At 53.0% G+C, this 13014-nt stretch carries 9 protein-coding genes; 6 read left to right on the top strand and 3 right to left on the bottom strand.

Translation table 11 applies throughout. From position 1 onward, the window contains the following. Window positions 1-107: 107 nt before the first annotated feature. Complete coding sequence (locus NYE29_RS32810; protein ID WP_076112201.1) at window positions 108-4223, top strand: choice-of-anchor I family protein; 4116 nt, start codon at window positions 108-110, stop codon at window positions 4221-4223. Window positions 4224-4386: 163 nt separating this feature from the next. Here NYE29_RS32810 and NYE29_RS32805 read toward each other — a convergent pair whose 3' ends face one another. After that, a complete protein-coding gene (locus NYE29_RS32805) occupies window positions 4387-5367 on the bottom strand; it encodes a zinc dependent phospholipase C family protein (RefSeq protein WP_340899280.1) in 981 nt (326 codons plus the stop codon). 288 nt (window positions 5368-5655) lie between these two features. Here NYE29_RS32805 and NYE29_RS32800 point away from each other — a divergent pair, with 288 nt between their 5' ends. Both NYE29_RS32800 and NYE29_RS32795 read left to right on the top strand, forming a co-directional pair. Next, complete coding sequence (locus NYE29_RS32800) at window positions 5656-6063, top strand: VOC family protein (protein WP_038589401.1); 408 nt, start codon at window positions 5656-5658, stop codon at window positions 6061-6063. A gap of 615 nt (window positions 6064-6678) precedes the next feature. Beyond that, window positions 6679-8469, top strand: coding sequence for a methyl-accepting chemotaxis protein (locus NYE29_RS32795; RefSeq protein ID WP_340899279.1), 1791 nt, complete (start codon window positions 6679-6681; stop codon window positions 8467-8469). Here NYE29_RS32795 and NYE29_RS32790 read toward each other — a convergent pair. Further along, the gene (locus tag NYE29_RS32790; RefSeq protein WP_340899278.1) at window positions 8449-9342 is read right to left on the bottom strand and encodes an NAD-dependent epimerase/dehydratase family protein; all 894 of its coding nucleotides are present in this window, start codon (window positions 9340-9342) and stop codon (window positions 8449-8451) included. The genes NYE29_RS32795 and NYE29_RS32790 overlap by 21 nt on opposite strands. Window positions 9343-9393: 51 nt before the next feature. Further along, window positions 9394-10137, bottom strand: a complete 744-nt coding sequence (locus NYE29_RS32785) for a sigma-70 family RNA polymerase sigma factor (protein ID WP_340899873.1) — start codon at window positions 10135-10137, stop codon at window positions 9394-9396. 186 nt (window positions 10138-10323) lie between these two features. On the opposite strand from NYE29_RS32785, the gene NYE29_RS32780 reads away from it, so the two are divergent. From NYE29_RS32780 to NYE29_RS32770, 3 genes are all read left to right on the top strand, one after another. Then, window positions 10324-10905 carry an ATP-dependent Clp protease proteolytic subunit gene (locus NYE29_RS32780; RefSeq protein ID WP_340899277.1) on the top strand — a complete coding sequence of 194 codons (582 nt, stop codon included), beginning with the start codon at window positions 10324-10326 and terminating at the stop codon, window positions 10903-10905. A gap of 19 nt (window positions 10906-10924) precedes the next feature. Continuing rightward, window positions 10925-11131 (top strand): hypothetical protein, encoded by a 207-nt coding sequence (locus tag NYE29_RS32775; protein ID WP_038589412.1) that lies wholly within the window; start codon window positions 10925-10927, stop codon window positions 11129-11131. A 186-nt stretch (window positions 11132-11317) separates the two neighbouring features. Continuing rightward, window positions 11318-12970 (top strand): AraC family transcriptional regulator, encoded by a 1653-nt coding sequence (locus NYE29_RS32770; RefSeq protein WP_340899275.1) that lies wholly within the window; start codon window positions 11318-11320, stop codon window positions 12968-12970. Window positions 12971-13014: the final 44 nt, after the last annotated feature.

The following is a 13014-nucleotide window of genomic DNA, read 5'->3' as shown; positions in this document are numbered from 1 at the left end:
GGCGATTTATTCTGGGGTTTACACTCCGTTTATGCAAATCGGCAAATCAGAACATACTCGTCCTCTATAGTAGAAAAAAATCTATAGAGTATTGGAGTGACAATCACTTGAATTCAACAGGCAAAACAATCCTTTCTCTGCTGATTGCCGCAGAACTGGCAGTGGGCCCGGCGTGGAACGCAGGTCCGGCAACAGCTGCAGCAGCACCCGGGTCCGGCACTCCGTATTCCGCTGGCGGCGTTTATGATGTAACCGTTCCCCATATTGTTGTGAACCAGATATATGGCGGCGGGGATGTCGAAACAACGGGAGGCTACTTCTCCAAGGGCTATATCGAACTTTATAATCCTACGGATTCTGCTGTGGATTTGAGCGGCTGGTCCGTGCAATACTCAGATCCAACCATGAACGGTGCCTGGAGCAAGCTGGAGCTGACGGGCACGATCAACGCGCATTCTTCTTATCTGATTACAGACGGCAAAGTGAACCCCGACTATAAAAGCGATATCAGCGGCAAAAGCGACCAGGTATGGAGTGATATCCTCTTTTACAATAAAGGAATGAAAGTGGTGCTGCTGAACAGTACCACGCTGCTGGAAACGGTAAATCCGTTCCTGAATAAACCGGATTCCTACGTGGATATGATCGGCACGGCCGGCAATGACAACGGCTCAACCATCGACGGCTATGAAAGCGACTATCCTACCGGCAAATCCGGCGGCACCTCGAAGCAGAAGTCGGTGCGCCGTAGCGATTTTGCCGATACAGACAACAATAAAACGGATCTTAAGCAAATCAGCTTCGATTCACTGGATGCGGGAACGCTGAATCGGATGAAGCCCCATAGCGGTGCCGACGGAGCATGGGGCGTGGCTGTTCAGCCTCTTGGCCTGGCGGACCAGTCTCTGCCTGCGGCCACGTCCGGGTCCCCGTATTCGGTGACACTGTCCGTATATGGCGGGACGTTGCCTTATACCTTTGAGGCGGCGGGGCTGCCTGAAGGTCTGAGCCTGGACGTTGCATCCGGCAAAATCAGCGGAACTCCGGTGACGTCAGGTCCGGCAACGGTCAGCGTCTCGGTGTACGACAGCAGTGTTCCTGCTATGAAGGTGGAGGGGAGCCTCCCGCTGACGGTGGATAAACCGGCGGGAGAGCCAACGGCGGATGTTATCAGCATTACAAAGCTTGGCGGATATTCCGTCGGGGTTACCAATGAAGACGGCGGTGTGGCGGAGATTGTCAAGTATAACCGTGATAACGGAAAGTTCTATCTGGTCAACGGTTCGACGCATCCTGCGACAGTAGATATCGTAAATCTGAAGGATGGCATCCATCCGGAAAAGGAAAAGAGCATCAACGTGGAGCAGCTGGCGGAAACCGGAGGCTTCAGCTATGGCGATCTGACCAGTGTGGACATCAACCCGGCAACGAAGCGGATTGCTGTAGCCGTACAGGAAGCGGATGCCATGAAGAACGGCAAAATTCTTGTGCTGGATTATGACGGTAAGCTGCTGGATACCTATGCGGCTGGAGTCCAGCCCGATATGATCAAATTCACCGGGGATGGCCGCTTTATTCTTACGGCTGACGAGGCCGAGCCCCGCACACTGGAGGGTGATCCCGAAGGCAGTGTGACGATCATTGACACGACTGCGAAATCAGCAGATTACGTCAAGTTCGACAACCCTGAGCGGATCGACGATCTCGTGCATATCCGCGGGGCGGTTGATCCGGCAACGAAGCTAATTACAGGGAAGGGGACAAAGGAAGCGGCAGTCCGTGATCTGGAGCCGGAATTTATCGAGCTGTCCGAAGATCAGAAGACCGCTTATATCACCCTTCAGGAGAACAATGCAGTAGCTGCAGTCGATATTGCTTCCCGCAAGCTGCTGTGGGTCAAGGGGCTTGGATTTAAGGATTTGAGCGATCCGCTAAATGGACTTGACCTCGTGAAGGACAGCAAGAGCAGGCTGGAAAATGTCCCGTTCTACGGCGTTTATATGCCGGATGGGATCAGCCAGTACACCGTTAACGGCAAGACCTACTTGTTCACGGCCAATGAGGGCGATGCCACGGAATGGGACAGCAAGGAAAATGTCAGCACGATCGGCAAAATGAAGGGTTCGCTTGAACCTGACTCTGCGGCTGCACTGTTCCTGAACGGAAATACGAAATATGACGGTGTAGAGGTCATGTCGGATATGGGTCATGACGGGATGTACCTGTACGGGGGCCGTTCCTTCTCAGTATGGGAGGCTAATACGCTGAAGCAGGTGTATGACAGCGGCAGTGATTTTGAACGGATTACAGCGGAGCGGCTGCCTGATTACTTCAATGCAAGCAACAGCAATACAACGCTGGACAGCCGCAGCACCAAAAAAGGACCGGAGCCTGAATATGTTAAAGTAGGCAAGGTGGGGCAAAAAGCGCTGGCCTTCATCGGCCTGGAGCGCATTGGCGGCCTGATGACTTACGATGTCAGTAATCCTGAGCAGCCGCAGTTTCTCAACTATATTAATTCCCGTGAATTCACACCGAAAAATAATATCGCTACGGACACCGGGCCGGAGGGCATCGAGTTCATTCCGGCAACGGACAGTCCGACCGGACTTCCGCTGGTGCTGGTAGCCAATGAGGTAGGGGGCACTGTAGCGGTATATCAATTAAACGTTACAAAGGTTACGCTGGACCAGAAGTCACTCTCTCTAAAAGCCGGAGGAACAGCGGCAACGCTCAAAGCTGAGGTTACTCCTGCGGCTGGAACGCCGGAGAAATCACCGCTTAGCTGGAGCTCCTCTAATCCTGCAGTGGCTGCAGTAGATCAGAAGGGGACGGTAACTCCGCTGGCAGCGGGAACAGTGACCGTTTCCGTATATAGTGCGGATGGGTATGGCGTAGCCGAATCGCTGGTGACAGTAGCGGCGGCTGATCCGGTCATTACGAATCCGGGTTCAGGTGGCTCCCTGGGGCAGACCCCGGCAGTTGCAGCTCAACCCCCGGCGGTAACTGTTGAAGGCTCCAAGGTTGTTCTTGAACTCAAGGCCGCAGCAGGTACGGATGGAGCGGCAACTTTGTCCGCTACTGCCGAAGCCGTGGCAGCAGCGCTGGAATCCTTGAAAACTTCTGCCGGCAAAGAGCTGGTCTTCCGCGTTGCTGCAACAAGCAGTGCGGCCAAAGCCGTAACCTTGGAGGTTCCCGCCGCAGTCTGGGCTGCGATTTCCGGCAGCGCTGTGCAGAGTGTGACATTCGCAGCCGGTCAAGGAACCGTCTCGCTTGACCGCACTTCGGTAATTGCAGTGAACACTGCGGCAAACGGTGAACCGGTAAAACTATCTATTAGTGGAACCGATCTTGGCAGTGTTATGGGCAATCCCGCTGGAGGTATAAGCGAAGCCGCGCGGAGTACAGTCGGCAGCCGTCCGGTTATCAACCTTACAGTGCGAACCGGTAGCCGTACCCTTTCCAGCTTTGGGGAAGGGAAAGCGTTGGTGAGTATCCCGTATTCACTGTCATCTGCGGAGGATACCAATGCGGTAGTGGCCTACAATGTTACGGCGGCAGGCGAGCTGATTGTGCTTCCTGGCAGCCGCTATAATGCGGTGACCGGCCAGTTGACCTTCCGTTCCGCTCATTTCTCTGCTTATGCAGTTGGTTACAGCAACCCGGGCTTTACCGATACTGCTGCCAGCTTTGCCAAAGACTCTATCACGTATCTGGCGGCACGCGGCATTATTTCCGGAATCAACGAAAGCCAGTTTGGGTTGAAGAGCAACCTGAGCCGTGGAGACGCAGCCCTGCTATTGGCCCGTCTGGCCGGAGCGGAGCTGAACACGGCAGTGTCCGGCAGCTTCACAGATGTGAAGGCAGATGACTATTATGCAGCGGCAATCGCTTGGGCGAACGTTAGCGGAATCGTAAACGGCACCGGAGACGGGAAGTTTGCACCCAAGGCGAAGGTTACACGCGAACAGCTCGCAGTTATGATTATCCGTCTGGCGGATGAGCGGAACTGGACTCTGCCCGTGAGCGGCGGCACTGCCGTATTCGCAGATCGGCAGTCCATTAGTTCTTTTGCGCTGGAAGCTGCTGCAGCTGTCCAGCAGGCGGGGATCATTTCGGGCAAAACCGCCCCGGATGGCGGTGTTAACTTTGCGCCGCAGGCTGCAGCTACGCGTGAGGAAACCGCGCAGATGCTGGCTGCACTGCTCAAGCTTGCCGACTGAAATCGGCAACGGATTTCTTTGACTACCCCTGGCGCTTCCTGAGCGTCAGGGGTTTTTCGTGAGCAGGGCAAGAAAAATAGGCCAACCAGAGGTTTCTGGCTGACCTAATAATACGAAAAGGAGCCCCTTTCGGAGCTCCACCCTTGAATGAATATAAATGTCCTTACGAGCTAATACCGGAATCCCAGATCGGTTCGGCGAACTGATTCTTGAGATTGCTGCTGCAATCCTTGCCGGTATCATAAGACCGGTTGCCGAGCACCCGCTTGAACTGTTCCAGCGCGCGGGCTGCTTCTGCAGGCACCTTGCTGTTCAGCCAATCGGCCAAGGCCTGCAGCACACTCCGCCCTTCAGCCAGCGCCTGTTCCCAGAGCTCCCAGACACTTTCCGTCCGGACCTCAGAGTACAGCGCGGAATGACGCCATTCGGCATGTTTTTCGTTTAAATAATCCAACTGCTCGTCTCTTGGGGAAAGCGGCTGGTAGAAATGGTGGCGCGCTTTTCCCCTTAGCAGCGACTTCTTCCAGCCTTTGGGATCATATAAGCATTTATGGGCCAGAACCATATCCAGGTACGCCTCCTGCCAGATCTCATCCGGGAGGCCCTTTGTTTCGGGATACCAGGCCGCTGCGGTTTCATGAAGGAGAGTGTGAACGGTATGGGGGAGCCGCGAGCCGACGTGAATTTTTTTCCAAGCTGCAATCCGCCAGGTATCGATTTGCTTCAGCCGCTGCATGAACACGGTATCGAGGACGATCTCAAACCGCTGGTGGTTGCGGTGCTTGTAGCCCGCTTTCCAGTTAATGTAGGGATGAAGATTGCGGTCCAGCAGATGATGTGTCAGAAATCCAAGGAAGTATTGCTGTGTTTCTGCAAGGTCAGGAGGAGGGAGGCTGCGGATTTTTTGCCAGAGCTCCAGCAGCACCGGACCGCAGTGTACAGAGTGCATAAGGTCGCCCAGCCGGAGGGCACCGGTATCTTTTTTCCACGGCAGAAAGCTGTGGTATAGAAGTAAATCAGGTCCTTGGCAGCCAAGCTGGTACAATTCAGGCCGCTTCTTCAGCCCGCCCAGAAAAGGAAACTGATCCGCGAATTGTTCCGCCAGCACCTGCCCATACTCTAAATGCATCCAAATATTAGGCATCGCTCCACCCCTTTTACGCTTAGATAGCTCCATCTTAAACTCTTCATGTTAACAGAGATTGCATTCTGCTTCTTTGGATTGTAATCCTTGGGGTATCCTTTACAGATGCGTTTCATATTGCGCTTAATTCTAAGGTACTCTTGTATAGCTCCAATATCAACTCTGCAAAGTGTGGCAATTGTGCAAACGCGCTGGAGTCCGGGGTTCCCGCAACTAGAGGCATCCTCCGGTAATTCATGTTATAATCGAGCGGAATACACTCAAATAATTACCGAGGTGATGAGAAGAATGGGATTTCAGGCAGGCCAGCTTTTTGTTAATTTGCCGGTAGACAATCTGCAGAATTCGATTAACTTTTTTACCGCTTTAGGTTTTGAGTTCAACCCGCAGTATACCGATGAGAACGCAACCTGTATGATCATCAACGGCAACACCTTTGCGATGCTGCTGGTCAAGGAGTTTTTCAACACCTTCACCTCCAAAAAGATCATCGACACATCCGGTCAGACAGAAGTAATTCTGGCTATCTCTGCCTCCAGCAAAACCGAGGTGGACGAGCTGGTGCAGAAGGCGCTGGCTGCAGGCGGGAAGCCTTTTAACAATCCGGTAGATCACGGTTTTATGTACAACTGGAGCTTCCAGGATATTGACGGGCATCTGTGGGAAGTCATGTATATGGAAGAAAGCGCCCAATAAGCGGACGAATCAGAATAAGTAATGGGTCAAGAACAAGCTTCCGGAGAATTCCGGGGGCTTGTTTTGCTTTTAAAAAATAAGAATTTACATGCTTCACGCTATAAATTATCCTTCTATTTCTCGCTGAAACGGATACCGTCCTTTTGAGGACGGTAAAGCCGTTTCCACTTGCGTGTTTGAACAGCAGGACTCGGACCCCAGCGCCCTTATTTTGTCAAAAAAAGCTTTATTTCTGACGTTGCGGACTCCTGAAAACTTATTTGCCCTAAAAACGCTCCAACTACGATGATTTAGTGAAATAGCGTCATTCCGGTCCGGATGGAAGCTTTGGCGGCTCTTTGGGAGGGAATAACGTCCATGAGGTCCGTAAGCAGGTTGAAATAGCTGGGAGCATAGCGACCGGACGTTCAGCGGATATGGGGACATGGGGGGATTTTGAGCACACAGTGCAGGTTTTGTTAACATTTTCGCAACAGATTCTTTACGATCCGCATACAAAACCTTGGAGAGTATTTAATATCCAGCTCCTATAATGACCTTATTAGTAAAATATACCTATAGTAGGCGTGATACGAAGGGATGATACGCTTGAAAAGAAGCTTGCTGCACCTATCTATGAAATGGAAGTTGATTCTGGTATTCTCTGCGATAACTTTCATCTTCCTGGGGGTGGCTCTGTACCAGGGACACAAGATTAATCAGGTGGAGCTCTCTATGGAACGGCAGAAGACGGAGATGGAAAAAAGAATCACCGTTCAAACGATCACGCAGCTATTGCAGGAATTGGACGGTCTGGAAAGTTCGCTGGCCGGATCCAGTGATGTGGAGCTTGCCGCACCTTTTAAGGACAAGCAGCAGCGGCTCACCGATGAGATTGCCAGTATGGATTTTGAACAGGAGACGCCTGCGTACGCAGAGCTGCAGCTGCTCCGGACCCGGGCCGGAGAATATGCCGGGTTATTCGGGGAACTGGTCAAGACGATGGAGGATGAGAGCCTTGATCCACTGACGGTGCTGGAACAAATCGACGCCCTGCATATGAAGGCAACGGCTGTAAATCAATCGATGCTGGAGACCAACGGGAAGCTGTATGACGCTGCCGCGGGGAACGCCGAGAGGGCACAGGATCATTCTTTTGCACTGCTGGATCAAACGGTATCCATTGTGCTTTACGCCGCAGGTGGAGTTTTCCTGTTTACACTGGTGCTGGCCTGGCTGCTGATCCGCTCATTCTTGAGACCGGTGCGCAGGCTCCAGGATGCGTTGCGGCAAATTGCCGATGGCGATTTACGGCAGCAGATCAACTCTCCTTATAATGATGAACTGGGACGTTTGAGCTATCATTTTGACCATATGGTTACCCGGGTCAGGGAGATGCTGCGGCAGACGCTGTCCGTTGCTTCTTCCCTGGCGGATTATTCGCATTCCTTCCAGCAATCCTCATCCATTACCGCGGATACCAATCAGGATATTGTCAGAACGATACAGGAAATCTCCGTGGGCGCGGATCAGCAAGCCGTTCAGTCCGAGCAAAGTGCAGTCCTGCTGCAAGAGCTGGAACGGGAAGTGGATGAGATTACGGATCATACCGGTGCCATGCTCACGACAAGTGAAACGGCCAATCACAATACCCGCAGAGGGTCTGAGACGGTTACCGCACTGCAGCAGATTTCCCGGCATTCCCGTGATTCCATCGGCAGGGTGTATCAAGCATTGGAGAAGCTGGTGGAGCAATCCCAGGATATTACCCGGATCACGAATTCCATTACCGAAATTTCCAAGCAGACAAATATCCTCTCGCTAAATGCTGCGATTGAGGCTGCGCGGGCCGGAGCTTCCGGCAAGGGATTTGCCGTTATTGCGGACGAAGTCCGGCATTTATCGGTCCAGACCAAAGATTCCTCCATACATATCAGCGAGATCATTCATGAGCTTCAGAACAGTATGACCGACTTTCAGGGCTACATGCTGGAGACGAAAAAAAGCCTCGAGCAGCAGGATCACCAGGTAGCGGAAACCCTTGCATCTTTCGAGGCGATTGACGGTTCGATTACCGGAATCAGCAGACAAATTGGACAAATTCATCATAAGGTGGAGCTGACCCGGAAGATTAATTCCCGGCTTGCCGTATCCATTCACTCTGTAGCATCCGTAGCCGAGCAGACAGCTGCGGGCGTTCAGGAGGTCAATGCTTCCAGCACGCAGCAGGACAAGGCGATCCGCGATATTGCCCGGCAGGCAGTGGAAATTAACGAAATTTCGCAGCGGCTGTTCACGGAAATTAATATTTTCAAAATTGAAGAGGAGACCGGGGACATCCCGCCATCCGGTCAGCTGCTGGTATTAGAAGAACACTGGAATGAACTCAACGAACCAACGGAAAAATTACTCGCGATTGCCGAGTGAAGCATTGAGCTGGGTCACCAGCTCCGGAAACCAGTCACTGAGTGCAAGGAATGGAAAGCCCGCCGAGCGGGCTTTTGTTGTATCCATATGCCAAGACTCGGTAATGCCGAAGGGAGACATATCCTCATCTGCAGTTTCGGCTTCAATCACCGCCTGCTTACCCGTGGCTGCTTCAATGATGGTGAGGATCTCCCCAATGGTAAGAGTCCCGTCCGAGCATGCATTTACCGGTCCGGTCAGTTGGGAGAAGCCAAGCCAATACAAGAAGTCCGCTGCCTCATCCGAACGGATGAAGGAGATGGCCGCCTGGGTATTCGGGATGCCGAGCGGCCGGCCTTCGCGGACATGCTCGATGTGAAAATGCAGCCTCCGCGTATAATCATCCGTGCCCAGCACCATGGGAATGCGCACGGTAGCCACGGGGAATGCGTCCTGCTTCAGCAAAACCGTTTCGGCCAGTCTTTTGCCCTCCTGATAGTTGAAGTCCTCCTTCGCACCTAATCGCAAGGGGTATACTTCAGGGTCGAAGTCAGCTTCAGTCAAAGCTTCCGGCCTTGGATCATAAACCGACAAGCTTGAGGTGAGGATGTACCGTTTAACGGTGCCGGCAAAAATACGGCCTGCAGCATCAGCCTCATCCGGTGAAAAGCAGATATTGTCATAGACCACATCCCAAGGGGTATCCCCGACGGCTTCGGCAAGCGCTTTGGCGTCCGTACGGTCCACATTCAGCCTGGAGACCTGTTCCCCGAAGTCGTCTTCCGCCCGGCCTCTGGTCAGAATCGTTACCTTGCTGTCTCCCTCCCTGAGCAGCCGTTCCACCAGCCGTTTGCCAAAAAATCGGGTTCCCCCAAGCACAAGTATGTTCCTCATTCAATACACTCCTTTATAAATTGAAATAGCTGACCCGCCTGAAGCCTTGGGTTAGGCGGCCATCCGCAGCCCGGCATGAGTGCTGCTGCTGCGGCTAGCGGTTGAACGGCTGCTGCCGGCAAAGTGCAGCGCCTGCACGGTACCTGTGCTTACAGCCATCGTAAGTTCTGCTGAATGTTCCTGGCGGAGAAGCTCCAGCATGACAGGGATTTGACCCTGCTCATAAGCATCGGCCAGCGCCGACAAGAGTTGCCGGTAATCGGTATCCAGCGGAACCGCAGGCCCGCCGTCCGCCGACAGATCCTCTCTAACGGCTGCGAGTGCCAGCCGTGCCCGGTGCAGCGCCGACTTCACCGCACCTTCGGTTGTTTCCAGTTGTTTCGCCGTTTCACCCGCAGAATAGCCCAGCACATCCCGCATCAGAAAGGCCGTCCGCTGCAGCGGAGACAGGTGTTTCATTAGGGCCTGAAAGGCCATTTCAATTTCGGAAATCGTTCCGCCCGTTAACGGCTCTGCCTGTGAATGCCCGCGCTCCAGAGCGCGGCTCAGGGAAGCCCGTCGCCGTGCAGCATCAATCCATGTATTTTTGGCGATCCGCAGCAGCAGGGCTTCGGGATTCGGATTGGCCGGAAATTTGCCGTATCCCAGCGCCTTGGCCCAGGTCTCCTGAGCCAAATCCTCGGCTTCAATGCTGGACCGGGTAAGTGTCAGGCAATAGCGGTTCAGGACTGCTCCAAGCGACTGCAGACTTTTCTCACCGGTATGGTTAACGGTATTGTACTCTTCAAGGGTCATCACGCTTACGCATCTCCTTCTGGCTATCCCATTTAATTTGTTCCCTCTATTATATAAACGAATAGCTCATCATAAAAGATACGCATCATCCGTAAATTTAAAAATTCTGTATGTCCCGTATCCTTTGCCCGCCATGATCCGTTTACAGGGTATAAAGTTAAGGCACATTACAGGAGGTTTATAAGAATGAGTATTATTCCCTATGTGATTGAACAAACGAGCAGGGGCGAGCGCTCTTACGACATTTATTCCCGGCTGCTGAAAGACCGGATTGTATTCGTGGGTGCGGCCATTGACGATCAGCTGGCTAACAGCATTATTGCCCAGCTGTTGTTTCTGGCGGCGGATGAGCCGGATAAGGATATTCAGATGTTCATTAACAGTCCGGGCGGCTCAACTACCGCAGGGTTCGGAATTTATGATACGATGCAGGTAATCAAACCGCAGATAAATACGATCTGCACCGGTTTTGCGGCTTCTTTCGCTTCGCTGCTGCTGCTCTCCGGGGCTACAGGCAAACGGTTCGCCCTGCCGAACAGTGAGATTATGATCCACCAGCCGCATGGCGGCGCACAAGGCCAGGCTAGTGATATCGCAATCAGTGCCAAGCGTATTCTGCAGATCCGGGAGAAGATTGTGCGGATCACTGCAGAACGCACCGGACAACCGCTGGAGAAGGTCAAAAAGGATATGGACCGGGATTATTTCCTGTCGTCCGAAGAGGCGCTGGAATACGGGATTATTGACAAAATCATTACCAAACTTTAAGCGAATGGAGCGGATGGGTATGCTGGCAGCATTGCAAGGGCAAGAGGTCACTGTTAATTTTCTGGATGGTTCCAGTGTCAGAGGGGGTGTTCTGGAGGAGATCGACGAGCGGTTCGTGAAATACCGTACGGAATATCAGGTACTGTACATTCCGATCAGCTCTATCCGTGCCGTAGCCGTGGAAACGAAGGAGCGGGAGCGTCCCCGCGTCGGATTCGGGCAGTAAGACCGTAATGTTCCGCTGTAACCGGATGATCCCCGAAGCCCCTAACAAGGGGTTCGGGGATTTTTTGCATCTCATGAAGTATTCTCGTCATTGCCATTGAGAACGATTATCAATTATACTTGTTTGTAATAAAGTAATATAAAAGTTCTGTAATGGTGGTGTTATATAACAATGGACCTAAAAGTAATGGAACCAGAAATAACTTCTCCCGCTGAAAAGGATGCTGAGACTCTGCCGGACTGGGATCAGTTGTCCTTCAGACTGTTGTCGGTTCAGGCACTGAGGGGAGACGGGGAGGTCCGGCTGCCCCAGCAGCTGAATTTCTGCTATGCGCTGATTCTGGTGGCAGGCGGAGCAGTCCGGATTCATGTGGATCACCGCCTGGTGGAGCTGTCCGCAGGTTCAGTCTGTTTATGCCTGCCGGAGCAAACGATCGGAACGGCCAAACCGGCCGCCAGCCTGGATATGCATATTTTTTATTTTGAAGTCTATCATTACGGCAAGCCGGAGAACGTTCGTGACCATGCAATCCATGACGCACTTCTGTTTCCGCCGGATACCATACTGCCACACTTTCCAGCTAAGCAAATCTCTTCCGTCTGTAGTGAAGTTTTTCGGATATCCGGGGCCGGACAACAGAACATCAGCTTTCGCGCGCAAATAGATTTTCAGGAGCTGCTGTATGTGATTCGTATGAGCTGCCGGCAGAAACCCAGAGATACGGGAAGGGCACTGGAGCAGGCCAAGCAGTACATAGAGGATCACTTCACGGAGCCGCTGACGACCCAGGAGCTGGCGCAAGCCGCCGAGCTCAGCCCCAAGTATTTTGTGGACCTGTTTAAGCGGAAATACGGCAAAAGTGCAGTGGAATACGCCGCCGAACTGCGGCTGCAGCAGGCGAAACGACTGATGGCGGAGAGTGGACTGAAGCTGCGGGATATCGCTCACCGGGTGGGGTATGCCGATGAGTTCTATTTCAGCCGGAAATTCAAAAAGATGATCGGTCTGCCGCCTGCAGTCTATATGAAAAGCCGTCACCGGAAGCTGGTTGCTTATACCCCGGCGGTGCTGGGACAATTGCTGCCGCTGAACCTGACACCCTACGCGGCGGCGCTGCATCCGAAATGGACGGAATATTATTATCTGAACTACCGCGGAGATATTCCCGTGCATATCAGCGCGTACCGCAACAACCAGGAATGGCAGGCTAACATTGATCTGCTTAGCCAGCATCCGGCTGACCTGATCATCGCCCGGGATGAGCTGAAGGAGCAGGAGAAAACCGCGCTGGAGATGATAGCTCCAGTCTATTATAGTCATGGCGGCAGCTGTGATTGGCGTGGGCAGTTTCAGGAACTGGCGCAGGTTCTGGGCGAGAGCTGGCAAGGGGAGCAGTGGCTGTCAGCGTATGACCGTGAGGTGCGCAGCGCCAAAGAGCTTCTGCACAAAGCGATGGGCGATGAATCTGTTGCTGTGATCCGGATGCTTGGCAGCAAGCTGTATTTGTACTGCAATTACGGCATGCTGGACATGCTCTACCGGGAGCTGGAATTAAAGCCGGCCTTTAAGTCCGGCGAAGATATTTATAATGTGCCGGTAACACTAGAAGAGCTTGCGGATCTGCCGGCAGATCATTTGTTCATGCTGATCCGCAGAGAGAACGATACGCTGGGCGAGTGGCAGAAGTTGCAGAATCATCCGTTATGGCTGAAGCTTTCTGCGGTTCAGAGACACCGGGTGCATCATATGAGCTCCGATCCCTGGCGTGAGCATTCCGCTTATGCGCAGCTGCGGATGCTCCGGCAGACGCTGCAGCTGCTTGCAGCCAATCGTCCATAAATGTTCCGCCTTTTGTCCATGGTACGGCAGCAGACCCTTCGTTA

Origin of the sequence: Paenibacillus sp. FSL M7-1046 (genome assembly GCF_038007405.1) — a bacterium.
Taxonomy (GTDB): domain Bacteria; phylum Bacillota; class Bacilli; order Paenibacillales; family Paenibacillaceae; genus Paenibacillus_AQ.
The sequence above is the reverse complement of the archived record's forward strand: the minus strand, read 5'-3'. Positions and strand labels throughout refer to the sequence as shown.